At 63.4% G+C, this 26216-nt stretch carries 27 protein-coding genes and 1 tRNA gene; 12 read left to right on the forward strand and 16 right to left on the reverse strand.

All coding sequences use genetic code 11. The features are described 5' to 3' along the window. Positions 1 to 19: 19 nt before the first annotated feature. Genes MU551_RS15260 through MU551_RS15270 form a run of 3 tightly spaced genes read right to left on the reverse strand, consistent with a single transcriptional unit; the run spans position 20 to position 2582 of the window. Positions 20 to 1147, reverse strand: a complete 1128-nt coding sequence (locus tag MU551_RS15260; RefSeq protein ID WP_247046057.1) for a glycosyltransferase family 4 protein — start codon at positions 1145 to 1147, stop codon at positions 20 to 22. A 5-nt stretch (positions 1148 to 1152) separates the two neighbouring features. After that, positions 1153 to 1551: a 6-pyruvoyl trahydropterin synthase family protein gene (locus MU551_RS15265; protein WP_247046059.1), complete on the reverse strand. Its 399-nt coding sequence runs from the start codon at positions 1549 to 1551 to the stop codon at positions 1153 to 1155. Positions 1552 to 1553: 2 nt separating this feature from the next. Further along, positions 1554 to 2582: a zinc-dependent alcohol dehydrogenase gene (locus MU551_RS15270; RefSeq protein WP_247046061.1), complete on the reverse strand. Its 1029-nt coding sequence runs from the start codon at positions 2580 to 2582 to the stop codon at positions 1554 to 1556. Between the two features lie 107 nt (positions 2583 to 2689). Here MU551_RS15270 and MU551_RS15275 point away from each other — a divergent pair. After that, a tRNA-Ser gene (locus tag MU551_RS15275) sits at positions 2690 to 2779 on the forward strand. Positions 2780 to 3035: 256 nt separating this feature from the next. On the opposite strand, the gene MU551_RS15280 is transcribed toward MU551_RS15275, so the two are convergent. Beyond that, positions 3036 to 3509: a hypothetical protein gene (locus MU551_RS15280; protein ID WP_247046064.1), complete on the reverse strand. Its 474-nt coding sequence runs from the start codon at positions 3507 to 3509 to the stop codon at positions 3036 to 3038. A gap of 588 nt (positions 3510 to 4097) precedes the next feature. On the opposite strand from MU551_RS15280, the gene MU551_RS15285 reads away from it, so the two are divergent. Next, the gene (locus tag MU551_RS15285) at positions 4098 to 4991 is read left to right on the forward strand and encodes an exonuclease/endonuclease/phosphatase family protein (RefSeq protein ID WP_247046065.1); all 894 of its coding nucleotides are present in this window, start codon (positions 4098 to 4100) and stop codon (positions 4989 to 4991) included. 54 nt (positions 4992 to 5045) lie between these two features. Here the strand turns inward: MU551_RS15285 and MU551_RS15290 are convergent, their stop codons facing one another. The 5 genes from MU551_RS15290 to MU551_RS15310 form a co-directional block, all read right to left on the reverse strand. Then, entirely contained in the window at positions 5046 to 5543 is a 498-nt protein-coding gene (locus MU551_RS15290; protein ID WP_247046067.1) for a GNAT family N-acetyltransferase, read from the reverse strand. A gap of 4 nt (positions 5544 to 5547) precedes the next feature. Continuing rightward, positions 5548 to 5811: a helicase associated domain-containing protein gene (locus MU551_RS15295; RefSeq protein ID WP_247046069.1), complete on the reverse strand. Its 264-nt coding sequence runs from the start codon at positions 5809 to 5811 to the stop codon at positions 5548 to 5550. 402 nt (positions 5812 to 6213) lie between these two features. Next, the gene (locus MU551_RS15300) at positions 6214 to 6894 is read right to left on the reverse strand and encodes a hypothetical protein (protein ID WP_247046071.1); all 681 of its coding nucleotides are present in this window, start codon (positions 6892 to 6894) and stop codon (positions 6214 to 6216) included. A 90-nt stretch (positions 6895 to 6984) separates the two neighbouring features. After that, complete coding sequence (locus MU551_RS15305) at positions 6985 to 7182, reverse strand: TOBE domain-containing protein (protein ID WP_372489870.1); 198 nt, start codon at positions 7180 to 7182, stop codon at positions 6985 to 6987. Beyond that, positions 7161 to 9533 carry a fibronectin type III domain-containing protein gene (locus MU551_RS15310; protein ID WP_247046073.1) on the reverse strand — a complete coding sequence of 791 codons (2373 nt, stop codon included), beginning with the start codon at positions 9531 to 9533 and terminating at the stop codon, positions 7161 to 7163. Before MU551_RS15310 ends, MU551_RS15305 begins: the two co-directional genes overlap by 22 nt. Positions 9534 to 10022: 489 nt before the next feature. Here MU551_RS15310 and MU551_RS15315 point away from each other — a divergent pair, with 489 nt between their 5' ends. Further along, positions 10023 to 10487 (forward strand): hypothetical protein, encoded by a 465-nt coding sequence (locus tag MU551_RS15315; protein ID WP_308198313.1) that lies wholly within the window; start codon positions 10023 to 10025, stop codon positions 10485 to 10487. A gap of 57 nt (positions 10488 to 10544) precedes the next feature. Here the strand turns inward: MU551_RS15315 and MU551_RS15320 are convergent, their stop codons facing one another. Next, positions 10545 to 10955 carry a hypothetical protein gene (locus tag MU551_RS15320; protein ID WP_247046075.1) on the reverse strand — a complete coding sequence of 137 codons (411 nt, stop codon included), beginning with the start codon at positions 10953 to 10955 and terminating at the stop codon, positions 10545 to 10547. 102 nt (positions 10956 to 11057) lie between these two features. Next, complete coding sequence (locus tag MU551_RS15325) at positions 11058 to 11864, reverse strand: helix-turn-helix domain-containing protein (RefSeq protein WP_247046077.1); 807 nt, start codon at positions 11862 to 11864, stop codon at positions 11058 to 11060. A 62-nt stretch (positions 11865 to 11926) separates the two neighbouring features. Here MU551_RS15325 and MU551_RS15330 point away from each other — a divergent pair, with 62 nt between their 5' ends. Then, positions 11927 to 12469, forward strand: coding sequence for a VOC family protein (locus MU551_RS15330; protein WP_247046079.1), 543 nt, complete (start codon positions 11927 to 11929; stop codon positions 12467 to 12469). A gap of 33 nt (positions 12470 to 12502) precedes the next feature. On the opposite strand, the gene MU551_RS15335 is transcribed toward MU551_RS15330, so the two are convergent. Further along, positions 12503 to 13579 carry a hypothetical protein gene (locus MU551_RS15335; protein ID WP_247046081.1) on the reverse strand — a complete coding sequence of 359 codons (1077 nt, stop codon included), beginning with the start codon at positions 13577 to 13579 and terminating at the stop codon, positions 12503 to 12505. Positions 13580 to 13640: 61 nt separating this feature from the next. Beyond that, complete coding sequence (locus MU551_RS15340) at positions 13641 to 14126, reverse strand: NUDIX hydrolase (RefSeq protein ID WP_247046084.1); 486 nt, start codon at positions 14124 to 14126, stop codon at positions 13641 to 13643. Between the two features lie 266 nt (positions 14127 to 14392). Between MU551_RS15340 and MU551_RS23355 the strand changes: the two genes are divergently transcribed. Further along, complete coding sequence (locus tag MU551_RS23355) at positions 14393 to 14524, forward strand: hypothetical protein (protein WP_281507219.1); 132 nt, start codon at positions 14393 to 14395, stop codon at positions 14522 to 14524. 22 nt (positions 14525 to 14546) lie between these two features. On the opposite strand, the gene MU551_RS15345 is transcribed toward MU551_RS23355, so the two are convergent. Both MU551_RS15345 and MU551_RS15350 read right to left on the reverse strand, forming a co-directional pair. Beyond that, positions 14547 to 14687 carry a hypothetical protein gene (locus MU551_RS15345; RefSeq protein WP_247046085.1) on the reverse strand — a complete coding sequence of 47 codons (141 nt, stop codon included), beginning with the start codon at positions 14685 to 14687 and terminating at the stop codon, positions 14547 to 14549. A gap of 9 nt (positions 14688 to 14696) precedes the next feature. Next, on the reverse strand, positions 14697 to 15047 hold the full coding sequence (locus tag MU551_RS15350; protein WP_247046088.1) for a hypothetical protein: 351 nt from the start codon (positions 15045 to 15047) through the stop codon (positions 14697 to 14699). A 61-nt stretch (positions 15048 to 15108) separates the two neighbouring features. Between MU551_RS15350 and MU551_RS15355 the strand changes: the two genes are divergently transcribed. The 4 genes from MU551_RS15355 to MU551_RS15370 all read left to right on the forward strand — a co-directional run bounded on the left by MU551_RS15355 (position 15109) and on the right by MU551_RS15370 (position 18050). Further along, on the forward strand, positions 15109 to 15675 hold the full coding sequence (locus MU551_RS15355; RefSeq protein ID WP_247046090.1) for an SRPBCC family protein: 567 nt from the start codon (positions 15109 to 15111) through the stop codon (positions 15673 to 15675). Between the two features lie 116 nt (positions 15676 to 15791). Further along, a complete protein-coding gene (locus MU551_RS15360; protein WP_247046092.1) occupies positions 15792 to 16445 on the forward strand; it encodes a hypothetical protein in 654 nt (217 codons plus the stop codon). 117 nt (positions 16446 to 16562) lie between these two features. Then, complete coding sequence (locus MU551_RS15365) at positions 16563 to 17321, forward strand: YcnI family protein (RefSeq protein ID WP_247046093.1); 759 nt, start codon at positions 16563 to 16565, stop codon at positions 17319 to 17321. A 99-nt stretch (positions 17322 to 17420) separates the two neighbouring features. Then, positions 17421 to 18050: a DUF4232 domain-containing protein gene (locus MU551_RS15370; protein WP_247046095.1), complete on the forward strand. Its 630-nt coding sequence runs from the start codon at positions 17421 to 17423 to the stop codon at positions 18048 to 18050. 11 nt (positions 18051 to 18061) lie between these two features. Here the strand turns inward: MU551_RS15370 and MU551_RS15375 are convergent, their stop codons facing one another. Beyond that, positions 18062 to 18529 (reverse strand): DUF4383 domain-containing protein, encoded by a 468-nt coding sequence (locus MU551_RS15375; protein ID WP_247046097.1) that lies wholly within the window; start codon positions 18527 to 18529, stop codon positions 18062 to 18064. Positions 18530 to 18650: 121 nt separating this feature from the next. On the opposite strand from MU551_RS15375, the gene MU551_RS15380 reads away from it, so the two are divergent. From MU551_RS15380 to MU551_RS15390, 3 genes are all read left to right on the forward strand, one after another. Next, a complete protein-coding gene (locus tag MU551_RS15380; RefSeq protein ID WP_247046099.1) occupies positions 18651 to 20144 on the forward strand; it encodes an FAD-dependent oxidoreductase in 1494 nt (497 codons plus the stop codon). 102 nt (positions 20145 to 20246) lie between these two features. Further along, positions 20247 to 25295, forward strand: coding sequence for an ATP-dependent helicase (locus MU551_RS15385; RefSeq protein WP_247046196.1), 5049 nt, complete (start codon positions 20247 to 20249; stop codon positions 25293 to 25295). A 48-nt stretch (positions 25296 to 25343) separates the two neighbouring features. Further along, positions 25344 to 26195 (forward strand): Fpg/Nei family DNA glycosylase, encoded by an 852-nt coding sequence (locus MU551_RS15390; protein ID WP_247046101.1) that lies wholly within the window; start codon positions 25344 to 25346, stop codon positions 26193 to 26195. Positions 26196 to 26216 lie beyond the last annotated feature (21 nt).

A 26216-nucleotide genomic window follows, 5' to 3' on the forward strand; every position in this document is an offset into this window, starting at 1 on the left:
TTTTTGGCGGCTGGGACGTTCATAGATCTGCGTTTCCGTACAGCGTCACCAGCACCGTCCGCGCGGTGTCCTCCCAACCGGGAAGCCGTTCCCTTACCGTCATCGCCGCCGTCCGCCATTGTGTGCGGAGGCCAGGATCCGTCAACCAGTTCCGGAGAACATCGGCCAGGGGCGCGGGATCGGTGTCGAGCTCGACGGCGGTGCCCGGGAGGGTTCCGTACTCTCCTTGGCCCCCGGATTCCTCGTAGCTCCGCTGCCCTGATCCGGCGTGCAGCGCCTCCACCGCGCCCGTCCCGGCCCGGACTATGACCGGGAGCCCGTGGGCGAGGGATTCAGGGACCACCAGTCCGTAAGCTTCCGCACGGGAGACCAGGAGGCTCAGGTCTGCGGCCTTCCATTCGGCGTCGAACTCCTCACCGCCCAACTCCCCCGCCAGCCGCACGCGTGAACCAAGGCCAAGGCGTTCGACGGCGGCACTCACCTCGCGCGCGTACGCTTCGTCCGCCGAATCCGAGCCGATCAGCGAGGCGGTCCACGGCAGGTCCATCACCCCGGCAAGGGCGCCCAGCAGTATCAACTGGTCCTTGTTGGGCAGCAAGGCGGCAACGGCAATGAAATGGGGCGGGGTGGAACCCACAGCCAGCGGGGCCGGATCCGTACCGGGCAGGGCTGGAGTCACGCCGTCGATCCCATGCCGTTCCTTCACCAGGGCGGCGACAGAAGAACTTGTGGACATCACTCCCGAAGCGGCCGCAAGGGCACGGCGTTCCAATGCGGGCCCCTCCCCTATGGGCGTCTCCAGCGGCATGTGCAGCAGTACCCATGCGGGCCGGCCCTCGGCTGCGGCCTGCTCCATTTCCTCCGGCGCTCCGGAGGCAACCAGGCCATCGACGATGGTTACCGCCGTCGGGTCCGTGCTGGCCAGTTCAGACAGCAGCGAGCCGAACCGCCGTCGGTCCTCCTCGCTGCCGATTGGCCACTCGCCGTCGGCCCGGTAGGTATTCACCTGTGCCCCCAGGGCGATCAGCTTTGTGGTGAGCGCTGCGTTGTAGACGTTGCCACCCGAGTTATGGAGCACGTTCCCGGGCACCACCAGCTGGATCCGTCTCGTGGACTTGGCAGAGACCGCGGGCTGGGGAGTGGACACAGGAGCTATTCCGCCTCGAAGTCCAGGGAGTACGTTGCCCACGCATCAGGCGTTTCTCGCAGGGTCACATCGATGCCGGCAAGTTCCCGGCCGTCCACACCGTCACGGACCCGGGCGGCCACGGCGTCGGCTATGTATTGGGCCAGTGCCTCGGTGGTGCTCAGTTCGCCGGCAAAGTCCGGGTGCTCGTCGAGGTTCCGGTAGTTCAGCCCGTCCAGTACCCCACCGACGACGTCGCCCGCCTCACCAATGTCCAGGACAATCGCATTTTCATTGAGCTTCCGACGGCGGAACGTCACCTCTGCGACGAAGGTGGCTCCGTGGAGCCCCTGCGCGGGCCCGAACACCTCTCCCGGGAGGCTGTGGGCGATCATGAAATGATTGCGGACGGTCAGGCTGAACACAGTTACCTCTTGCTTTCGGTGGTCTTGTTTTCGGTTGGCGCGTGCGAGTAGTCGATGACGTGACACAGGGCGTCCAGGGTTCCTTCTGAAAGCCTGTTCACCACCCCGGGAAGGTCTTCAAAGCCGGACGTTCCTGTCAGGAAATGATCAAAAACGGGGTCACTGAGCAGTGAGACGGCGAGCTCCAGACGGTCGGAGGTACTGCGACGGTGACGGCGGGAGCGGGCCACGACGCCTACCTGGCTGGCGCGGATGGACAAGCGTCGGGCGTGGAAGTCTTCGCCCAAGGGAACTGAAACTTTTCGGTCCGCGTACCAGGACATCTCGATGATTTCGCCCTCGTCGCCTGCCAACTTCAGGCAGTGCTCAAGTCCGTCCTGCGAGGCGGAACAGTGGAACACGATGTCGCAGTCTCCGAGGGCGTCGTCCGGAAGGCTGAAATCCACCTCGAGGGCGGCGGCGAACCCACGCTTGGAGGGGTCGACGTCGATGATCTGCAGCCGCTGGAGCGGAAAGTTCCGCAGGAGTATGGCCACCATGCCGCCCACGAGCCCGGCACCGACGACGGCGATCCGGTCCCCCAGCCTCGGCCCTGCCTCCCACAAAGCGTTGACCGCCGTTTCCACGGTGCCTGTCAGCACGGCCCTCTGCGGAGGGACGTTGTCCGGAACGACGGTGAGCTCGTGGGCGGGGACTACGTAGCGGTCCTGATGCGGATAGAGGCAAAAAACGGTCTGGCCTTCCAGCTCCGTCGGGCCCCTTTCCACCACGCCAACGGACAGGTAGCCGAATTTCACGGGTGAAGGAAAATGTCCTACCTGATGGGGTGCGGCCATCCGGTCTTCGATGCATTCCGGTACTCTCGCGGAGTGCACCACCATTTCCGTGCCCTTGCTGATGCCGGAATAAAGGGTCCGCACCAGAGCCTCTCCCTCTGCCAGGTTCGGAAGGTCCTCCGCCCGGAGTTCCCCCTTGCGCGGGCCGACGGTCCAATATGCGGTGGCTTTTTGCGGCTGCTCTGAATTGATCATCTTGCTTACGAATGTAGTCTCGCTGGCTCACCCGGGGAAGCACCTTGGCTCTTGCGCGTGCCGCCGTTTTGGGGATGGGCGCCCTGCTCCGGTAACCTGTATGGGTTGGTGACGTGTCCGAGCGGCCGAAGGTGCAACACTCGAAATGTTGTTTGGTGTCAAAGCCAACGTGGGTTCAAATCCCACCGTCACCGCCAACTGAAAAGGCCCCGGTTCCCTTGTAAACAAAGGGAACCGGGGCCTTTTCTTTTGTCTAGAAACGCCCAGCGGTAACGCAGCGGTAAGCGTACACATTCGAGGGAAGCACCAAGAGTCTGGACTTCACCGTCACCAAGACGGAGTGCGCAACTGTTTGATCAAGTACGTAGACAAGGGCCCGGCCGACGTGCTCTCGGCTTTGAGGCCCTGGTCATTGAGACGGTGTGAGTAGACCGTCCCTGTCGACAGCCGGCCTCACTGCCGTCCCGGCGTGTTTCCGAACCGCTCCCGCGCAGTTCGAGCGGACATGCCGAGGGCCGCACCGATAGCCTCCCAGGAGTCTCCGTTCGCACGGGCGGCGCTGACGGCGGCGTCGAGTTCGGCCTGGGCCTTCGCGGCAGCCGTCCGGGCAGCAGTGATCCGGCGGAAGTCCGCGGCGTCCCTATCAACGTGAGGCGCCGGGCTCAGGCGAAGGAGCGTACCATCCACCCGCAGCGGCGCGGCTAGGTGCTCGACGTGCAGGACGTAACCTTCATCGGGCTCGCGCTGGACGTAGACGGTGAGGACGGCCTTTCCCTCGCTGTCATCAAAGTCCACTTTCCCGTAGCTCTCACTCGGGCCAACAGGCCATGGCCGCGGCTTCAACCGCCCTCCAGTTTCGTACGGCGTCGGCTCGGGGACGGGCTTCCCGACCCGGAAGCCGGGGGCTTGCGCTTCGCGAGGGGTCATACTGACCGTTCTCCTTCAAGTTGTCTTCCCACTTCACCCCGATGCATAGGGCCACAGCAAGCGCTCTGAGATGGGTGATACTGCTTCATATTCGATTCCCCCATCCACTTGATCACTTGATGTTCGCAGCGGCACGCGGGCAGCGCTCTAGTACAAATACCAGTACAAGTCACTGCGGGTTGAAGCGCACGAGTACCCGGTACTCGATTCTCCCCGCCAAGAAGTAACCGACCATGAAACCGAACGAGCGTAAGAGATAGCGGACGTGCTGTGGCCAGAGGCCACGATGCGTACCCAGGACGCTTGGACGACGCTGAAGTTCCGCTTCTTCCAGCTGTTCTCGCGGCGCTAGAGCAGACTTACGTGGATCTGTCCCCCGAAGAACTGCGTGCGGCGTGCATGGCACTCGAAGGAAAACATCCCTTCTTCCCGTGGGCTCAATCGACGCGCCGAAATTGAATCAACCGACAGTACTGCCGGAGGCGTGATAATTCCATTCGTTGGATGTATCTTCAGTGGGGGCGTCTATCGCCTCTCATGGGGGAATTTCGTCGTCCCCGAAACATTCAACGAAAGGGATCGACAACGATGAGTTATCAATCTAAGGCCCTGCGTGCTCTCTTGGCGGCCGGCCTGACAGCGGTGCTCTGTGCCGGAGCGACCGTCACGGCGCTGCCGGCGCTCGCCGCAGAAACGGAACTGCAGGTCGTTCAGCACAACACGGATCAGGTTGACCAGCGCTGGACCGATGTCCTGAAGCGTGCGGGCGACAACGATGCAGTGCTCGCGGAAGAGGTCTGCGAGGCCTCGTACGAAAAAGCCAAGAAGGACAACCCCAACTGGACCTTCTCTTTCCACCGGCAGACATTGACTCCTGGCGCTACTGGTGCGGCTACATGCCCGGAGTCGGAGAAGGGCACGAAGTCAGCGGACGGCACAGAGCACAAGACCTGGAAGGGCCTTGTCGCCGTTCACCCCGGCAAAGGCGACACCAAGGACATTGATTTCTACGGCGCCGCAGTCAACGAGGAAAAGGTCAAGATCTTCGGGATGGCTTGTGTGGACTTTCGGAAGGCCGGCAAAAAGGTAATCGCCTGCGCGACGCACCTGCAGGTTGATTCGGATACAGCACGCACCGAGCAGACGCAAAAAATCAAGAAGATCACCAAAAAGTGGATCAATAACGACTTTTCCGTCGTCGTCGGGGGTGACTTCAACACGGGCCCGACCACACCCGCGATGACGAATATGTACAAGTTCCCTGACGGGGAGGGAAGGTTCGTGGAAGCGCATCAGCTCAAGACCGGAAAGGCTGCTCGCGCGGGTGCGGACACGGCGGTTGGGCCTGAGGGTGACGGTCGGAAGATCGACTATGTGTTCTTCGACGCTAAGCACACCCCGTTGAAGTCAGGGGGGACCTTTGAGGTGACTCCGGTAGCCGGCGGACACGCGATCCTTGAAGCGAAGGCCACCATCAAATAACCCGAAGAGCGGACGGTCAGTTCAGAGGCTGGAGCGCTGGACTGACCGTTCTGCTCACAGAGGCAGTGTCTCGCCGGTTATGGATCCAACTCGCGTCACCCTCGGGCTAACAAACAACGCTGGCTTTTCCCCGCCCTGGATGTGTTCGTACCGTTGCCATCCCAGGGACGTCCAGAAGCCTTCATCACCACCCGGGATGGCAACAATCGTTCGTCCCGGGAACCGGTTCTTCAATAGTTCAACTGCCCGGGACCCGTAGCCCTGGCGGCGATAGCCGGCGGCCACCTCCATAAAATCTATGAGGACCACATCTTCCGGGTCAGCTGCCACATCATAGCCGTCCAGAGAACCAGCAGGATCTTCGATCAGCATCCGGACGACTTCGTGCCCTTCCAGTAGGAAACTGAAGAAACAGTCGGCCGGTGACGCTGCGATGACTTCGCTGGCCTGCCAGCATTCCTGGGTGAAGTCTTCGGAGGCCTCAAACGGTGAAAGTACCGCGCCTCCATCCGACGTCGGCCAGACCCGCTCTATTTGAAGGTCCTGCTTCACAGGATCAATCTAGCCCCGGCCGACCCGGATCAGCCACGGGAATGCCCTGGGGCTTTCTGCCCCGGGTCCGCCCTGACGTCCAGCCTGGCAGCCGCTCATCCAGAGCAGCCGCTTTTGCCGGATCCAGTTCTCCGCGGCGGGTTTTGTAACGCTGGGTGTGCAGCCACACACCGAGCTCATGCTCCACTCCCCGATGTTGGCCTTGTGCCGTGGCCAGTCCTGCCCGGATCCCCGGTACTCGATCAGGGCTGTAAAGCGTTCCTGCCATCTCGCTTCATCGCTTGCGACCCGAGACAAACCCTGCCAATCAGGCAGGACACTGAGCCTGTCCTGAAAGGCCGGCTGCAACGTCCGCTCGCGGGCATGCCTACGGCGCCTTATCAGCCATTCCGCAAGGTTTCGTTCTTGTTTGTCCTCTGCATCCGGAGAGGGATAACTGGTGTTCTTCCGGACCCAGGCGAGCCGAAGCCGGGTATGACTTCCGCCTCGTCCTAGGCGAAGGCGGCCACAGCCCCAACCACGGCGGAGTCCTGCTTCCCGACGCGCTCAGATGGCGCTACCGCTGATCTGACCTGATCAGCCGTCGGTGGAGCCCTCAACGTACGTGAACACATCCCGACCCTTGTCATCCCGGTCGAGGTAAGCGGAAACACCGCAGGTGGACAGAAATTCATGGCTGGGTGGGCAAAGGGGTCTGCTCGATGTAATTGATCACCAGGAAATCGCCTGCCGGCACCAGCTCCACATACCAGCGGGTGGGGGTTTCCCAGCCCTCCCAGGAACCTCCGTCTGCGGTCCCGGTGGCCGGACGAGGCCTATAGACGGCGTCGAACTTCAGGAACGTTCCATTGTCCGTGGCACTGGAGTCAATCTCCTGGAGCAGCTCGAAGGTTCCGCGGCCGCCCTGGCCGGGTTCGGCCTTCGCAACGCTCCGCAGGTTCCGGGCATTCATGGCCTCCACCGCCCCGAAATACTGCTGCCACGCAACGTCAGAGTGCGAGGTGAAAACCGTGGCGGCATACGCCTCGGCATTCCGGGCCGCAAGCTGCTCCACGCATTTTTCCGGTACGGATCCGCCGGATGCCCACGAAGTCAGGGTCTCAGAGCCGGCGTTCAACCAGGCGCTGTATGTGTTGAGGACACCGCCGATGGCTTCCTTGGGAGTTCCCCGGGGAATCCGCACCGGTACGATGTCCTCCTTGTCCAGGAAGGGGCAGTTTGCGTCCACCAGCGATGTGGGGCTGGGCGGCAACGGCGGCGGTGGAGAAGGAAAAAGGCTGCATCCCGACACTCCCGCCGCCAGCGCAAGCAAGGCAGCCGCCGTCGTGATTTTCCTGCCAAGCATTTTCATTAGCGCTCCCCCAATTCGGCCGGCCCCGTTCAGCCAACGCTGACTAGCCTAGCCAGACCAGCGGCGTCCGGACTCGTCCTGCGGGATGATTCAGCCGGGATAGATGGACACCGCGCCGGCCTTAATGACAAAGAACGCCTTCATTCCGGGGGCCAGGCCGAGCTCAGCGGTCGCTTCGGGCGTGACGTCGGCACTGAGCTGGCCCCGTTCCCCCGCCCGGACCCGCCGACAGCCTCTAGACCATCGCCGCCTCATGGGTCTCCGGACTACGGGTCGGGCACCAGGCATAGGCTGGCCGCGCCCGAAGTGACCCGGAACCCGAAGCTGGGCCCGCCCGCGTCGACCCACGGCTTCACCGGCAACACGATGAACTGGTCCGTGTCATCCACGGAGCACTGGTCGTAGAACTGCGCCAGGTCAGTGCCTTGGTATGATCCCTCGGCCTTGGGTACTGGCTCCACGGAGGCGACAATGCCCGAGAGATCCACCGCCTGATTCGTGGACCAGAACGGGAACTCATCGCAGACTGTCACGGCCTTGATCCTGCCGGTGCAGGCGTTCGGCTGCCACTGAGGGTGTTTTCTTGGTCGGTCGTACCACTTGCGGTCGTAGCCTTTGTTTGTCGCGGCCTGGCCTTTCTTGCTGTACTCCGGGGCGAACCACTGCGCCCGCTGTGTGGGCTGCGGCCAGCCCGAGTTGTTGCCGCCCATGGCGGTCACGATGTGGTTTCCGGTCTGTGGCATGGGGTTGAATTTGTAGTTTGCGGCGCCGGGGACGTACACGGCGAAGTCGGCGCTGCATCCGGCGACAGCGGGGAGCGTGCCCTGCTGGGCGGAGCAGGCTCCGTCGATGGCCCGCTTGAGTGGCGCGTCATCGGTCGCGGCCCATGCAAAGGGTATGTTGTGCTTGCCGGCTATCTGGTCGGTGGTCTTGACCACCTCGGCGTACATCTTCAGGCTGTTGTACCACTCGCCCTCGTCCGCGCCCCAGTTGTCGAAGGCGTCGAAGTCCGTGTCGATGTTGATCGGGTATTCGAGGAGGCCATAAATGCCCAAATCCCCGGGCCAGAGAAGTACGAGAAGTGCACCCAGCGCGATCCCTATGCCGATTCCCGCGGGGCTGACGACGAGGAAAGCGGTCCGGGCGGTAGTCTTGCCCGCAACCTCCAGGACCTTAGCCGTTGCCGGTGAAGGCGCAAACAGCACCACGCAGGAGTCATCCTGACACCACGTGATCGGTTCGATCTGGATCTTCTGCCCGGGTGCCGGCGCACCGGCGACAACGTCATTGAATGACGAGATCACCGGTCCCCGGCCGGGAGGCGCCACGGCCAAGAGCAAGTCGGTGAGGTTGTCCACACAGTCGAGGATCTGTTCCCCGGACGGAGGCAGGAACGCGTCAATGCAGCTGCTGTTAGCGACGGTGTAGCAGCCCTCGAACACCTGCGTACTCCCCGCGGGTACCGGCACACCGGCGCGTGCGTCCGCCGCGACGTAGAAGTCCCCGCCCATTCCGGCGCATCGCGAGCTCTCGCTGGCCGTCAGCTGCGTGGTCGCGGGTGACACCACGTCTTCGCCTTTCGTGGTGGTGAACGAGCCGGACAGGCTCCGCGCCACCGTGCCGTCGGCGTGCAACGCGTCGACGCGGAACTCGTACTGGGTGCTCCCCTCCAGGGGCTCGATCAGATAGTTGATGGCGTCCTGCGGGGTGCACGGTTTCGCCGGCTTCCCGGTGTCGTCCAGGCAGTTCTCCGCCAGCGGGAACTCGTCGTACTCCTCATCGTCGAGGAAGACACGGTATGTGACGTCCGCGGGAAGATCGGGATGCCATGTGACGGTGGCGGCACCCTGCTCCGCGTCGAAGGCCAAGGCCAGGTCGCCTTCTGGTGGCGGCGGTGCCGCGTCCGTCGTGAAGGACGCCGTGGCGGGTGTCTTCGAGGTGTTGCCTGCAAGGTCGATTGCCACCACGGACACTGTGTGGGACGTAGACGGCGCAAGCCCGGTGATCTTGTAGGAGCGGGTGCCGACGGTGGTCCGCTGCGCGGCACCACCGTCGACCGTGACCTCGTACCCTGCAAGGCCATAATTGTCCGTGGCCTCGCCCCACGTCACAGTCGCAGTAGTCGCACCGATGCTGCCGATGGCCAAGCCGGGAACGTCGCTTGGTGGGATCAGATCGACCACCGTGAAAGAGCGCAGAATCCTCGCGGATCGCTTGGGTTCGCGCTCGGCACGGGCGCACACCTCGTTCGCCCCGAGGTGGGGAGGGCGCAGACTCGTAGACCACGATGCCGCCCACGCTGCCACGTCCTCCGGCGGTGGACCGAGCGTGAAGTCGGACGACGTCACCTTCTCGTCCGAGACGTCAACCATGGCTGCTTGCTTGTGCAGGATGCCGCCGATCGCGATCTTCCCGTGCTCGTCGACCGGGACCTGCGCCTCGCTCGCTGGCTCGTCGACCCGCAGGCGAATGGAAGCGTGGTTCTCCTCCGGCACGGTCATGTCGGCGCATCCAGCAGGCGAAGGCTGCACCTCCTCGGCCGCGTTGGCGGGCTGCGAGCCCACCAGGGCGCCGGGGACAAGGAGTGAGACCACGACGACGGTTGCCAGCAAGGTCCTGCCAAGGTATTGACTGCGCATCTGAAGCCCCCCATGGAATCAGTGATCGCCTGTCATGACATTAGATTTCAACATGCTTACCGTGTCTGTCATTTAAAGTCAACAAAGCTGTCACGTATGTGGGAGGTGCCAGAACGTCCGCCGTCAGGACGGCGCCCTTCTTCCATGTGGAAAGGATTGAAGTTCCCGAAAGACCTGGCTGCGAGTTATGCCGGGGCGTTTCGCAAGATGGCCCACTGAGTACTGTTCGCTCATACTCAGTCGGTCTTGTGTGCGTCTAGCCGCCTGCGCAGCATTACTGCAATCAGCTGCAGGTTCAGCGGGAACTGATAGTCCTCAATGAATAAGGCCTGGCTCTATATGTTCGTGCCGCGCACCGCTAGGATGCGTGCTAAATCCCACCGCCACCGCAGCCAGACATCTACGTAAGTCGGCTAATCTTGGGCTCTGAAGATCACCTGCGGGAATTTCCGTCACAGCGCCTACCCCTTCCCGGGTCAGCCGCGACACGTGCACCAGAACGGACAGATTATGGTCTACGACCGTGAGCGCGAGCGGCACAACGATGCCGTGTACGCGGAACACAAGAGGGCGGTGGCAGCAGGCGAGAAGCGTGTTCTCCGCACGACCAGCACCGGTGAGCTGCACAGCTACCCCGGAGATGAGATCGGCTTCAGCCCCGGCCGAGGCCAGGCCCAGGTCAGCACATGGTGGGGTATGGGGATCCTGATGGTCGTCTCAGGAGCCACTTTCATTGCCATGTGTTGGATGTTCCTGCTCCCCTTGTGGCAGGGACAAGGACCTGAATGGGGCGTGTTGTGGCCCATTGGCATCTCAGGGTTCTTCACTCCTTATGCCTATTTCCTTGCGCGGGATGAGTACCGGGCGACTCAGCTCCGCAAGCGGCGGGGCTCCCCGAAGCCTGGCACCGGCAACGTCGACATCAATCTCCTTGAGCTGGGGCAGAAGGACTGACGACCGGCGTCTTGCCCCATCGGTCAGGCAGCACCGCTCCGTAGCCCCGCCGAAACGTTATCTCAGCCCAGCTGCACTTTGTTTGTCACTCTGCCGTTTCCGCTGCCACTGCACGGCGTGCCAGAAAAGCAGGCCGATGATCCCCTGTAGACCGGCCAATACGGCGAAGGGGGTGAAGTTCCTCAGTACCTGTATCAGCGTTTCGTTCTCAGATCCAGAGACGCCAACAGGTCCCATTACGCCCCCTCCAGGCGACATCATGTCCATATGAACCCAAACACCGCCACTTATCATGATGCCTACAAGCACCCAGAGGATGATGACAAAGGGATTGGTGGAAAACCGTGTGGATTCCCTCCCTTCCCGTCCGGCCGAATCCATGGCCGAGGTGGCTGTTTCCGCGTCCAGGGGATTCCCGTTCTGGTCCAGTTCATGGAACGAAATCCGGTTAGCCTTTTCCTGCTCCACGTTGACCCCTGCCGATTCACGCTGTTTAAGCCTGCCGCTACGTAGACCCTAGTCTTTCCAGCGGTGCTTGTGGGGACAGGCAGGGAATTTTCGCGGCCAGGACTATTGAGTTGAGCGGCGCTGCTCCTCACCCCGCTCGCGGGTTTCACGTGGCGTTTCCCCGATCACTTTCTTGTAGCTCCGCGAGAAGTGCGGGTAGTCCGTGTAGCCAAGAGAGAATGCCAAATCAGCAAGTTGTGTGCTCGATTCCGCGAAAAGGAGTGTGGCTGCATGCTGGAGACGGCGGCAGTCGATCAGCCACTTGGGCGTTACCCCGATGTGGGCGTAGACCAATCTCTCCAGTGAACGGAGCGGGACGTTGACCCGTTCCGCGAGATCCGAGGACCGCAGGATGCTGTCATCGTCTTCGGCCAATTGGCACACGACGTTCACCATTGCGGCCCTCTCGTCGAGCTCCGACACGAACGGGAAGAGCCACGACCGCAGAATCCCCACCAGTGCAAGGCGCGCCGCGGGCACTGAAAGAGTTCCGTTCATAACGTCTGCGAGCGCCTGATGGGGAGCACTGCCAAGGTGCTCGCCGGTCGCGGGCAGATTCGCAGGTTCCGCAGCAGCCAGCAGCCGGCCGGCGGCGGGACGGAACAGCACTCCGACTGCCCAGGACGTACCCCTGAGTTCCTGTACCTGGACACGGGACTCCGGGCCGAACAGCCTGGCACTTCGGGTATCGATCACCGCGTTAAGTGCCGGATAGGTCAGGACGCGCTGGGACCGGACCTCGCCGTCGGGAATCTCCCAGCGGACCACCCAAACATGCCGCACCAGCTCAGCCAGACCCGGCCCCAGCTCAAACCGGTCAAAGGTGACGTCCGTGGCCCCGGGATTCAGGTGACCCTTGGAAACTGGCACGAGTGCTCCTTTTGTCGCAAAACTACAAGACGGCGTGACCGCCCGGCATTCAGCATTGGGGTATGGAAAAAACACAATCAGAGCAGGTCCTGCAAGCTACCGAACAGACTGAGGCAGTTAGCGGGAGGCACACAACGAACGGTATCCCCCACGGAAGCACATCGATCACTCCCCACCTGGCGGTGGAGCCGGCTGCCAAGGCGATGGAATTCTATCGTGACGTATTTGGCGCCAGGATTCTCGACGTGACCCGTTTTCCCGGCAGCGATTTGATTGCCCATGCCGTCCTGGATTTCGGATCAGGACTCCTGACCCTGAGTGATCCACTTGAGGAGTACGGGCTGGTAGCCCCCGTTGGCGACGCCGGGCACTCGTTTTCACTGGCAGTGTATGTGCCCAACACAGACAGGACGCTTGCCGCAGCGGAGGCCGCTCATGCCACCGTGCGCGAGCCGGCCATGACTTTCGTCAGTGGTGACAGGTTCGCCTCCATCGTGGACCCTTTTGGCGTCCGCTGGTCGGTCATGACCCGGGTGGTTGACCTCTCGCCAGAGGAAAGCAAACAACGCGTCCAGGAGTGGGCGGCCGGGCAGAGCTCCAGCTAAACGGCATCGCATGGCCCATGGCCTCACAGCTGATTAGGCCACCTGGATCCAAGGCTCGCCCTGGGAGGAGCGGTGCCATGCCTGGCGGCCACCCTCTGATTCGCGCGCGACGTCGGTGAGCCAGAGGGTGCTGTCGGGATCCCATCCGGCCATAACGGTTGCATTTTCGTCGTCGACTTGAAGCAGGCGCATTGCGCCGTTGAGGTAACCCAGGACTGTGAGGTGGACAGCGTCCCACTCTCCCGCAACCTGTTCCCAATCCGGGATAACCCATCGCCCATCGCGACCCGTCACGCGATACCAGTCATGTCGCCGGGATGCCGTGACCTCAAGCGGGAATTTCCGGCACAGCAACATCCAGTCAGCCGCGTCGCGGATTTCAAGAGTGCGGCCCGTTCCCCTGACGGGAATCACCGTTGCCTCTTCCCATCCCAGGGAGTCCTCCACAAGACTCAGCGCGGCCGGGACTTGTCCGACCGTTTGAACCAGACCGTGCGGAATGGACCACCATGATCCGGACCAGTTCGCCCGAGGGTCCCGGGGACGTTCCAGGGAAGCCTGTTCGTCCTCCGCACGTACATTGCGCACCCAATTTTGGAGGGTCAGTTGGGGATCATGCGGTAAGGGCGTTGGATCGTTTGGCGACCGCCAATCAATGGCCCACTGCTCCTCCCGACGCGCTTGCCACCACCACTCGCTGCCGGGTGCTGTCAGGAGCTGTTCGGCGACGGGGACGAGAGCAGCGGTGATGGCCGGGAGCAGCCCGAGCACATCCTCGCCGTCGGGTTCCTGCCAATACCTTGCACTATCGACGGACCGCTCAAGGGCAGCCTGTATCCGGTCACCGCTTAGATCAGAGAAGGCCAGGGAGCCTAGCCTTGCCGCCAACTGCTCTGGTGATGGAACGGCATGTTGGGCCTCGTTTTGAGCTGAGGCCTCACCAGAGGAGACGGCGGTCAGCATGACTCTTGAGGTCCCTGTTCCAGCATCGAGGTGGTACGCCAGCCCCAACGCCTGCTCCCTTACCCCTGGGTCCAGCAGCATCGCCAGTTCGAGACACAGACGACGCCCACGTGGTCCGCTCAGCAGTACATCAGTTTTTGACCCCATCAGGTCATCCTCGCACCGACAGGTGCTGGAAGAGCATCGCGAACCTCGACGGGAGTACCGGTTAACCGGCGACGCGAACCGCGATGGCAGCATCCAGGGCACTCATGTTCTCACCCGGGTTCCGCTCCCCGGCGGCGTCCGGCGACCACCAGAGGAAGGCTGAAGCCTCCTCGTTTATCCTGAGCTCGGGGAGGGCATCGAGTTGCGCGGAGTAAACTGCCGCGTACTCCAGCCGGTCGGGGTTTTTGAGTGAGAAGAGTGCCCGGGCTTCGAAGGAGAGGCTTTCAACAGTCACACCTGTCTCTTCAAGCAATTCCCGGAAGGCTGCCTGTCGGGGCGTCTCGCCGGCCTCAATCATTCCGCCGGGCAACTCCCATTCCTGCCGCCACCTGTTGAAGATCATCAGGACCTTTCCCTGGTACGTCACGACGACCAGCGACAGGGGAAGCACCGGCTCTGAGTGGACTATGTCCACCGCGCTCTCGTCGATAAAATCCAGGGCCAACAGTTGGTTGCCGTTGCGGTCAGTGACGGGAGAAGCGCGCATCAAAGATCCTTTCAAGGGAGTGGCTCACGGACGTCTCAGCGCGTACGCCACACGGCCGGGACGGGCAGCGCGTAGTTGGTGTATAGAGAAGCAAGTACCGGGGTCCCGACCTGCGCTGAGGGGACGTCAAAGTCGAGTACGTGTTACTCGTGTGGCACCTACCGCTCCGCAGTTCACTGGTAGTGGAAGCCAGCACCGCTGGCTTCCACCAGGATTAGTGAGAGAGCCACTTTCGCACCTGGTGCTACTCCGGGGGGAGTGCGGAAATGAGCAAAGCCGAGAAAGAAAAGCTACGTTACTGCGATTACTACTGGTGCATGTCGCTCAAGGACTTCACCGAGTGGGTAGAGGCTGAGGACGGCCCCGAACCCGGATTGTCGTATTCAGACAACGGTTGATACGAGCACGCGACCGGAAAGCTCAGTTTTCGGTCTTGATCAGGAGCAGTTCGTAGCCCTCAGGCACTTTGGCCTCGAGCTCTTCCCGACCTTCGTGAATGGAGTCAGCCTCCACCTCGACGGTGCTGGTTTCTTTGGAACGGATCACGCCAATTAGTTTCACCGCAACACTTTATACGTTCGGAGGCTCCGAGTCGGGCCTCTGGTCTCCTTTATGGCCGCGCAGGTTTTCCTGGACCTTGCCGAACAGGTCCTTGATGGTGGATTCAGTATTCGTCAGCATGTCCGGCTGCAGGTACACATTTTGCGAGGGCGGCAGGCTGTAGTGGGAGGGCAGTCCCCCGACGCCGTCGACCCCCTCCAAAGCAATGGTCACCCCGCCTTCCTTGCGGGCGATCGCTCCGATCCGGCCGAAAACCACTGTGAACTCGTCCGGCTGGAAGCTGACTGTCTGGCCAATATGAGTGCGGTTCAACTCCGCGGCCGGAAGGGCCTTTTCATTGCCGGTCCCGAGATAGTCCATGATTTTCTCCTAGAGCTAGGTAGCGGCTTATGCGTGCAGTCTAATGAAAGGAATGACTGCAATGGGTAGCAATGACTACGATTTTTTCACCGTGTGGCGTGTCCCCGGAACGGTGGACGAAGTCACGGCGATCCTGACTGATGCAGCCTCCTTGCCTGTTTGGTGGCCCTCCGTCTACCTCAGCGTCGTACCCGTGCCTTCAGATCGAGGCGATCCTGCGGAAGGAGACCCCGGGAAAGGAAACTCGGGGAGTTATCACCTGCATACCAAGGGCTGGCTCCCCTATACCCTCCGCTGGACGATGACTCCCCAAGGACCTGTAACCCGGGAAGGTTTTGCCCTCAGCGCCTCCGGTGACCTGACAGGAACCGGACAATGGTCCTTCACCCAGGACGGCCCGGAAACTGTGGTCACCTATCGCTGGCAGGTCAGCGCGGGAAAGCCGCTGCTTCGCCGGCTCGGCGGGCTGCTGAAACCAGTGTTCAGCGCTAACCATCGCTGGGCTATGGCGCGGGGCGAGGAAAGCCTGACCTTGGAATTGCGACGCCGCCGCCACGCCCTGGCCGGGACACTGGATGACGTTGCTCCTCCCCCGGCAGCAACTTTCCGCTTCAAGCGCTTACGGTGAAGCGGATGACGATTTAACGAACGACGGCGGGCTCGTCGCGAAATACCGGACCACTAACCATCCCGCTAGAATCGGAATCACGTGTCCAGCCAGTGATGAGCCGTGAGGAGGTCTCCGTGGCACCCGTGTCCGCCCGGATTCCCTTCCACTTGCTTCGCTCCACCGCCGTCGCTGCCACCGTGGTTTTGCTCGCCGCCCTTGCCCACATCCTGGGCGGCGGTTCGCTTCCCGGAGCCGGAATCATGGCGGCTATCCTGGCCATGACGAGTCTGTTTTCAACGCTCGCCACCAGAAGGCAACTCAGGCTTCCAGCAATGACTGCGGTCTTGGGTGCCGGGCAATTGGCCCTCCATGAGGTCTTCACCGCACTCAGCATTCCCGTACCAGAGACAGCTGCGGTCGCTGGGGCAGGTCACCACCTGGCTGGTCAGGCGGACGTCGTTGCCGACCGAGGGCTGCCATTTGCGCAGGTCGCCGAGGCGGCTGCCGGGCATGCACACCAGGTTGATTCCCCGCTGGCGGCCCTCATGCTAACGGGCCATGTTGTGGCCACCCTCCTCTGTGCCGGATTGCTCGCCAGGGGCGAGGCGGCACTTTGGTTCCTGGCAGCGTGGCTCCGCCCTCTCATTCAGCTACCGTCTCCGGTGAGGCTCGACGGCGCAACGGTACCCGCCGCTGTCAGGCCCCGTAAGGATTTCACTCCCCTTCCCTGGCGAAACCTCAGGCAAGACTGCCGACGGGGACCACCCGCCGTCGTCGTACTTTCCTGACTCAGCCCCGCACTGCCGACGCCCGCGTCCTTTCGATCGCCGCGGTCATGTGACGGGTCTCCACCCTCACTTCAGTGCGCCCCCCGGAGGGGAGAGCGCACCCCGAAAGGCATTTCCATGAACAAGTCCATCTTTCGCCGCGCCATTTCAGCGAGCGGCGCCATTGCCGGAACAGCTGCCCTGATGATGGCGGGAGCCGCGGGGGCCTCTGCCCACGTGAGCATCAGCCCGGATAAGACCACTGCCAACTCCTACGCCCTCCTCACATTTGGCGTTCCTCACGGCTGCGACACCTCAGGAACCACCAAGGTGACCATCACCCTGCCGGAGGAACTTAATGACGCGCAGCCCACCGTGAATCCAAGCTGGACCGTTGAAAGGGTTGAGGAGCAGCTGGCGTCACCGAAGAAGCTGGCCGACGGGGCCACCATCACCAAACGCACCAGCAAGATCGTTTACACCGCCAAGGCCCCGCTGGACCCGAAACTCCGGGACGCCTTGGTGCTGTCGGTGAAACTGCCTGACACCCCCGGCGCCACCCTCTACTTTCCGACACTTCAAAACTGCCAGGTGGGCCAGACCGATTGGGCCGAAATCCCCAAGGACGGCCAGGATGCCCATTCACTTGAGGCGCCCGCTCCCTCAGTAACGATCTCGGAAGGCTCCCCGCAAGCAAGTGGAGCCCATGGCGGCGAGCAGAATGCCAGTGCCGCCACCGTCGCAACCGAAACCGGTGCCGCGGATCAGGGTGCGGAAGCCAGAAGCTGGGCCGGTCTCGCAGCCGGCGCGGGAGGACTCGTGCTGGGCGGCATAGCATTTACGCGCAGCAGGGTGACCAAGAAGGATTCGCTCCAGTCTGCAGATCCTTCACGCTAGAGCATCAATCCGATGCCCGGAATTACAATCCGGGCGTCAATCCCCCGCCGTCGCCGTGGCATCGTTGACTCACACGGCCTCCACCGTAAAGGTGTAGCCATGAGGTCTCAGAGAATCAGCATTGTGTCCGCAATCGTGACGGCGGCGGGGGCCGCTCTCCTTCTGACGGCGTGCGGTCCCGGCCAACCGCAATCGCAGCAAACCACCCCGGCAGCTTCCCCCTCCAGCAGTTCCTCGTCGGCTGCTCCCAACGAAACGTCCGCTCCCAGCAGCAGCCCCCCGGCGCCGTCGACGCCCACGGCGGGGGGAACGCCGCTGTGCCAGGCCTCGAACCTCACGGCCAGCACTGACTCATCAGGCGGAGGGGCAGCCGGCAGCATCAATATGCAACTGGTGCTCACCAATTCAGGCTCAACCCCTTGCATGCTTCGGGGATTTCCCGGGGTCTCGCTGACGGCTGACGCGAATGGCGAGCCCATCGGGGCGCCGGCCACAAGGGACGAGTCCACGCCCGCAGCCGACGTCGTGCTGGCGCCGGGCGCGGCGGGAACGGCGCCTTTGCGCTATACCCAGGCAGGAAACTTCCAGGACTGCACACTGACGCCGGCGGCCGGCTACCGGATTTATCCTCCCGAAGACAAGGCCTCCCTTTTTATCCCGCAGCCCACAGATGCGTGCGGCAATGCCGCCGTCACGTTGCTGAGTGTGGGGGCCTTGCGGGCCCAGTAAGGCCCGTTCATTTACGGTGCCGTTTTCGGCGGGCTCACGGCGTCCCGGGCGAACGCAACACCCAAGGCGATCATGCCGAGGCCGAATGCAACGTGCAGCCAATTATCTGCGGTGTTAAGCGGGACCACGTTAAGCGGGGAGTCATGGGGAATGCACAGCCCGAAAATCCACAAAGCCAAATAAGCCACGCCCGCGCCGATGAGGAAGGTACGGGCCTGCATCGCCAGCCGCGCCATGAACAGACCCGCCAGTCCTGTGGCCAGGTGCAGCAGATTGTGCAGCACGGAAACGTGAAAGACGCTGAAGAGCATTGCGCCGGACTGATGCCCCCACAACGCCATTCCATCTGTGCCGCTGGTGATTCCCGGAACGAATCCGAACACTCCCACAAGGACAAATGCGAAGCCAGCCGCCAGAGCGGATTTCTGAAGAGCAGTCCGCTTGCCTGTGCTCCGACCGGAAACGTGGACTGCGTTCATGGTTGCGCTCCTGCTCCTTGGCGGCTGTTCCTTCACAGGTACATGGTAAGTATACTTATGAAATCTTCCGACGCCCCGCTGAAGGAAATCGGGGCACGAGCCGAAAGGCAGGCGTGACCCGATGACTTCACTGTGGCTGGACCGGCCGGACACTTTCACAAGCGACGAGTTCATGCCGGGAACCTCCTACGACACGGCGATTGCAGGCGCGGGGCTGACGGGCCTCGTCACTGCGCTCCTTTTGGCCCGGTCGGGGAAAAACGTTGTCGTCCTGGAGGCACGCACCCCGGGTGCAGTCACCACCGGGAACACGACGGCGAAAGTAACCCTCCTGCAAAGCACTGTGCTCTCCAAGCTTCGGGGCCAATACTCGCAAAAGCTGGTCAATGCCTACGTCGAAGCCAACCGCGAAGGCCAGGCCTGGCTCCTGCGCTATCTGGACTCCAACAACGTCGCCTATCAGACCAGGGACGCATACACGTACGCGGCAACCCTTGACGGGGTGGAGAAGCTGCGCGAGGAGTTCACGGTTGCTCTTGCTGCCGGTCTGGAAGTGGATTACACCAAGGATCCCGGCCTTCCCTATCCCGTCAGGGGCGCGGTTGCGTTGGCGAACCAGGCGCAGATTCACCCCATGGAAGTGTTGGACACTCTGATCGCCGACGTCCGGAGCCACGGGGGGAAAATTGTTTCCGGCGTCCGACTGACGGGCGCCCAGGGCACGGGGCCACTCGACATTGAAACCACCCGCGGGAAGATCCGGGCCGAGGAACTGGTCCTGGCAACGGGTACGCCCGTGCTGGACAGGGGGCTCTACTTCGCCAAGCTCAAGCCAGGGCGCTCGTATGCAGCGGCGCTCCGGCTGCCCGGTTCCATGACACCGCCAAATGGCATGTACATATCGGTCGAGCAGCCAACGCGTTCCCTGCGCGATTTCCCGCTCGACGGGGAGCGGCTCCTCCTCGTCGGCGGAAACGGCCATCCGGGAGGCCGCATGCAGTCCGCCAAGGCGCATCTGGACGGACTCGTTGAGTGGGCGCAGGGACACTACCCGGGAGCGGAAACAACTCATACGTGGTCCGCCCAGGACTATCAGCCGGTGAGCCTCATGCCCTTCTTCGGCAAGATGCCCCGTGGCGGCGGAAGAATTTTCCTTGGCACCGGCTACAACAAATGGGGAATGACGAATGCTGTTGCGGCGGCCTTGGGAATATCGGCGGATATCCTTGGCGGCCAGATCCCTTGGGCAGACACAATCCACCACAGGGTCGCTTCTCCCCCCGGTGCAGCATCAGCCGCCTCCCTTAACGCCGACGTCGCTGCGACCGTTTTCAAGGACTGGAGCAAAGTCGGGCTGAGGCGGCTCGACGAAACCGGCCCGGCACCTGCCGAAGGAATGGGCGTGGTCTCCCGCCAAGGCCGCAAGCCGGTCGCCACCTCCATGGTGAACGGCAATACCTGCAAGCTTTCCGCGGTGTGCACCCACCTCGGCGGAATCGTGCGCTGGAACGACGCCGAAAAATCCTGGGACTGCCCCTTGCACGGCTCCCGCTTTACCAATGACGGCGAGGTGCTGGAAGGGCCCGCCACCCATCCTCTGGCCAAGCTTGATTGACCGGGCATTTCTGTCAGTGCCTTAAGGCATGATGGAGAAATGGAGGGTCAGGAAGAGGGGCAGGAGATCCGGGAGATCCATGGGAACAGGCGGGGCGGAACCATGGAACAGTTCAGCCAGTCCACCCGCGAGTGGTTCCTGGGTGCATTTTCCACGCCCACCCCTGCCCAGGAGGGGGCCTGGAACGCCATTTCTTCAGGTTCCCACGCCCTGGTGGTGGCTCCCACTGGCTCCGGGAAGACTCTCGCCGCATTTCTTTGGGCCCTGGACCGGCTGCTGGCTGCTGACCGGCTCCTTGCTGCTACCTCCCCGGACGAGTCTGATGCGGCTGCCCCTGTTGCCGTCGGGCCTGGAGGAAAGGGCTCCGGGGGCAAAGGGCGAAGGAACAGGGCCCCCAAGCGGAAAACACGGGTGCTGTACATTTCCCCGCTCAAGGCGCTTGGCGTCGACGTCGAACGCAATCTCCGCGCTCCGCTGATCGGCATCACCCAGACAGCAAAAAGGCTGGGACTGCCTGCCCCGCTGATCACCGTGGGCGTCCGCTCGGGGGATACGACGACGGCGGACCGGCGCGCGCTGCTGAGCCATCCGCCGGACATCCTGATCACCACGCCGGAATCGCTCTTCCTCATGCTCACGTCCCGGGCGCGGGAAACCCTTGCGGAAGTGGACACCATCATCGTGGACGAAGTCCACGCGGTGGCCGGAACCAAACGCGGCGCCCACCTTGCTGTCTCCCTGGAGCGCCTTGATGCTCTTCTGCCCAAGCCCGCCCAGCGGATCGGTCTGTCCGCAACGGTGGAGCCCAGGGAGCTCGTGGCGCAGTTTCTTGCAGGCTCTGCGCCGTGCGAGATCGTGGCACCTCCGTCAAAAAAGAACTGGGACCTGACCGTTTCCGTTCCTGTGGAGGACATGTCAGATCTGCCCGGGGCCGCAGGAGCCTTTGACTCCGGCCCTGCTTCCGGCCTCCAGCCGCAGGCCTCCATCTGGCCGCACGTTGAAGAAAAAATCGTGGACCTTGTGCTGGCCAACCAGTCCACCATCGTCTTCGCCAACTCCCGGCGGCTGGCCGAACGGCTCACCGCCCGGTTGAACGAGATCCATGCTGAGCGCCAACTCGTAGCGGCGGGCGGAGGATGGGAGGGCGCACCCACAGTCTTCGACGCCCCGGCCTCGTCAGCGGGCCAGACGGCCGCGCCCACGGGCCAGGCGGGGGCGGCCGGACCTTCTTCAACGCCTACTTCCACAGCCACTCCCGCACATATGATGGCCCAGGCGGGCAGTACGTCCGGCGCCCACCCTGTCCTGGCCAGGGCCCACCACGGTTCCGTTTCCAAGGACCAGCGCGCCCTCATCGAAGACGACCTCAAATCCGGCCGCCTCCGGTGCGTGGTGGCCACGTCATCCCTGGAACTGGGCATTGACATGGGCGCCGTTGACCTGGTGGTTCAGGTGGAATCTCCGCCATCCGTCGCAAGCGGTCTGCAGCGTGTGGGCCGCGCCGGGCACCAGGTGGGTGAAATTTCGCAGGGCGTCCTGTTCCCCAAACATCGCGCCGATCTTGTCCACACGGCCATCACCGTGGAGCGGATGCTTGGGGGAAAGATTGAACGCCTCAGTGTGCCGGCCAACCCCTTGGATATCCTGGCCCAACAGACTGTTGCCGCCACTGCCTTGGGCAGCATCGACGTCGAGGAATGGTTTTCGACCGTCCGTCGCTCCGCTCCCTTCTCCAGCCTGCCCCGCTCAGCTTTTGAGGCCACCCTTGATCTGCTGGCTGGCCGGTATCCCTCCGATGAGTTCGCTGAACTTCGTCCTCGCATCATCTGGGACCGGAACGCCGGCACCATCGAGGGGCGGCCCGGGGCCCAACGTTTGGCCGTAACCTCAGGCGGGACCATTCCGGACCGGGGGCTGTTTGGCGTCTACATCATCGGCACTGAAGTGGAGGGGACTGGCTCGTCCGGTTCTTCTGCCTCTTCCGGCCCAGGGAGCCCGGCGCCAGCGGGCTCGGCCGCGAAGGGCGGCCGCCGCGTGGGTGAACTCGACGAGGAAATGGTCTACGAGTCCCGCGTCGGCGATATCTTCGCGCTCGGTGCCACCAGCTGGAAAATCGAGGACATCACCCACGACCGTGTCCTGGTTTCGCCTGCCTTCGGCCAGCCCGGCAAGCTTCCCTTCTGGAAAGGCGACTCCCTTGGCCGGCCGGTTGACCTGGGCCGCGCATTGGGCGCCTTTGTCCGCGAACTCTCCGCGTCCGACGTCGGGCCTGCCACCGAGCGGTGCAAAGCCAGCGGGCTGGACGACTTCGCTGCCAACAATCTCCTGCAGTACCTCGCGGAGCAGCGGCAGGCCACAGAAGTGGTACCCAGCGACACCACCCTGGTGGTGGAGCGGTTCCACGACGAACTGGGCGACTGGCGCGTCATCTTGCACAGCCCTTTCGGCATGCCCGTCCACGCACCCTGGGCGCTGGCCGTCGGGCAGCGGCTCCAGCAGCGCTACGGGCTGGATGGCTCCGCCATGGCGGCCGACGACGGGATCGTGCTCCGGGTTCCCATGATGGAAGACGAACCCCCCGGGGCCGAACTCTTCCTGTTTGATCCTGAGGAACTGGAACAGATCGTGACGGCCGAAGTAGGCGGCAGCGCCCTCTTTGCCTCCCGGTTCAGGGAATGCTCAGCCCGCGCGCTGCTGCTTCCCCGGCAGAATCCCGGCAAAAGGCAGCCGCTCTGGCAGCAACGGCAGAGATCGGCCCAGCTTCTGGACGTCGCCAGGAAATATCCGTCGTTCCCGATCGTGCTGGAGACCGTGCGCGAGTGCCTCCAGGACGTCTACGACCTCCCGGCGCTCAAGGACATCGCAGCGTCGGTCGAGCGCCGTGAACTCAGGATCGTCGAGACCACCACGCAGCAGCCGTCACCGTTCGCCAAGTCCCTGCTTTTTGGCTACGTCGCCCAGTTTCTGTATGAGGGTGATTCGCCCCTCGCCGAACGTCGCGCTGCCGCGCTCGCCCTGGACTCCACTCTGCTCAATGAGCTCCTGGGCAGGGTGGAACTTCGGGAACTCCTTGACGCCAAGGTTATCGAGGCAACCGAGCGGGAACTCCAGCGCCTTGCCCCAGATCGGCGGGTCCGGGGCATGGAGGGTGTGGCCGACCTGCTTCGGCTGCTCGGCCCGCTGACACCTGAAGAAGTATCCGTCCGCCTCGAGGCAGCCGGGACTGCAGAAGGAGCGCACGCCACTCCGGCCGACGCCTCCGTGCACCTGGCTGCCCTGCAACGGGCCAACCGGGCACTTAAGGTCAACATCGGAGGAGTGGAACGCTTTTCCGCCGTGGAGGACGCGGCCCGGTTGCGGGATGCTCTCGGCGTACCGCTCCCCATGGGCGTCCCTCTTGCGTTCATCGAACCCGTCGCCGATCCCCTGGGCGATCTGGTGTCCCGCTACGCCAGAACCCATGGGCCGTTCACCTCTGCCGAAGCGGCCAATCGGCTGGGACTTGGCGTCGCCGTCGTCAGTTCTGCACTGAAGCGTCTGGCGGCAGATGGAAGGGTGGTCGAAGGGGAGTTCCGTCCCCATGTTGCACCTGAGGAGACGCCGGCGGTTCCTCCAGAGGAAGCTTTCTCAGAAGAGCCCTCGCCTTTGTCGGCTTCCTCGGCTCCATCTACCTCGCCTCCTTCTATGCCCGCTGCGCTGGCCGGCACGAGTGAGTGGTGCGACGCCGAGGTCCTCCGCAAGCTCCGCCGCAGGTCTTTGGCTGCCCTCCGCGCGGAAGTGGAGCCCGTTGACGGGACAGCCTATGGCAGGTTCCTTCCTGCCTGGCAGAATGTGCTGACGCCGGGCGGCCGCCGCGGCCAGTCTGTGCTGCGCGGCCTTGACGGCATCATCACCGCCGTTGATCAGCTGTCCGGTGTGCCCGTTCCCGCCTCGGCCTGGGAGCCACTGGTTCTTGCCGGCCGAGTGGCCGATTACCAGCCGGCCATGCTTGACGAGCTCATGGCTGCAGGCGAGGTCCTCTGGTCCGGAGCCGGGGCGCTGCCCGGCAACGACGGCTGGGTGAGCCTGCATCTCGCAGATTCGGCGGAACTGACACTGAATCCGAACCCTGACTACCAGCCCGGCGACGCCCAGCTCCGTCTGCTCGAGCATCTCCAGAACAATGGTGGAGGCTATTTCTTCCGCCAGTTGACGGACATTGCAGGCGGGATGGATGCCGTTCTGAGCGATTCCGATGTAGTCACAGCACTGTGGGATCTGGCGTGGGCGGGCCGCGTCACCGGCGATACGTTCGCTCCGGTGCGCGCCTTGATTGCCGGTGGACACACCGCCCACAGGCAGGTAGCCCGCGCGCCCCGTGCTCGTGCTCCTAGGATGAGCCGTCTGGGCCGCTCCCACGGATCCGGGTTGCTTGGATCTCCGGGGCTGGCGGGCGGCCGGTACGGGTCGCTCGGCGGCACAGCACCCACTCCCCCGTTGGCCGCCGGGCGTTGGTCGGCGCTGCCGGCACCGGAACTGGACCCCACCATTCATGCTCGGGCCACCGCAGAGCTCCTGCTGGACAGGTACGGGGTAGTCACCCGCGGGTCGGTGATGGCCGAGAACATCCTGGGCGGCTTCGGACTGATGTACAAAGTCCTGGCGAGGCTTGAGGAGGCGGGACGTTGCCGTCGCGGCTACTTCATCGAGCACCTTGGGGCTGCGCAGTTCGCCGTGCCGGCCACAGTTGACCGGCTCCGTTCCTTCAGCGAGGACAGCCAGCTGGCCAAAGGGGAGCCCGTTGCCTTGGCCCTTGCGGCCACCGATCCTGCAAATCCGTATGGCGCTGCTCTGCCGTGGCCGGTACTTAGCGTTGACGCCGGCAGCGGCCACCGTCCCGGGAGGAAGGCTGGAGCCCTGGTGGTGATGGTCGACGGCGCCCTGGTGTTTTACGTGGAACGCGGTGGCAAGACCCTGCTCGCCTTCAGCGAGGACACCACGATCCTGGCCTCTGCCGCAGCAGCGTTGGTAGGAGTGGTACGACGCGGAGCGGTGGACAAGCTCGTGATGGAGAAGGTCAACGGCCACGACATTCCTGAGACCGCGGCCGCCGTTGCACTGACCCAGGCCGGCGCCTACACCACGCCTAAGGGACTGAGAATCCGTGCCTAAGGTGTGGAGCGTGCCTGAGGGGTGGACCCGTGCCTGATTGGTGGACCCGTGCCTGAGGGCGATTCAGTCTGGCGGGCGGCAGCTCAACTCCACTCCGCATTGGCGGGGCAGCAACTGCTGTCCTCGGACTTCCGGGTGCCGCGCTTCGCTACGCTCAAGCTCGACGGGTGGACGGTCACAGAAGTGGTGCCGCGTGGCAAACACTTGCTCATGAGGCTTCAGGGGCCCTCGCAGGAACAACTCACCATCCACTCCCATCTCAAAATGGAGGGCGCCTGGCAGGTCTACCCGCCGGGTGGCCGGTGGCGGAAACCGGGTTTCACGGCCAGGTGCGTCCTCAGGACCGCTGCGGCAGACGCCGTCGGGTTCTCCCTGGGCATACTGGAAGTGGTCAAAACCGCGGACGAGGACTCCATAGTGGGGCACTTGGGACCCGACCTCCTGGGGCCCGACTGGGACGCCGACGAGGCCCAGCGGCGCGTACTCACCCACCCCGAGGTACCTATCGGCGTGGCACTCCTTGACCAGCGGAACCTCGCCGGAATCGGCAACGTTTACCGCTGTGAGGTCTGCTTCCTATCGCGCATCCACCCGGCTGCGCCGGTCTCCGCCGCGGCCGACCTTCCCGCCCTGCTTGCGGACGCCAAGCAATTGCTGGAAGCCAACATCGGGTCTGCCCGCCGCACTACCGTCATGAGCCCTCTGGGAAAACCCGCAGGCCGCAGTGGAGGGCGTCCCGGATACTGGGTATACGGCCGGGAACACCAACCGTGCCTGCGTTGTGGGACGCCCATCCGCCGAGGTGTCCTCGGAAACGGTTTCCAAGTAAGGAACGGCGCCACCGAGGAACGGGACATCTACTTCTGCCCCAGCTGCCAGACGGATCCAGCAGCCTCCTGACCCCGCAGCCTCCTGACGATG

Source organism: Arthrobacter rhizosphaerae (assembly GCF_023062595.1).
Taxonomy (GTDB): Bacteria; Actinomycetota; Actinomycetes; order Actinomycetales; family Micrococcaceae; genus Arthrobacter; species Arthrobacter rhizosphaerae.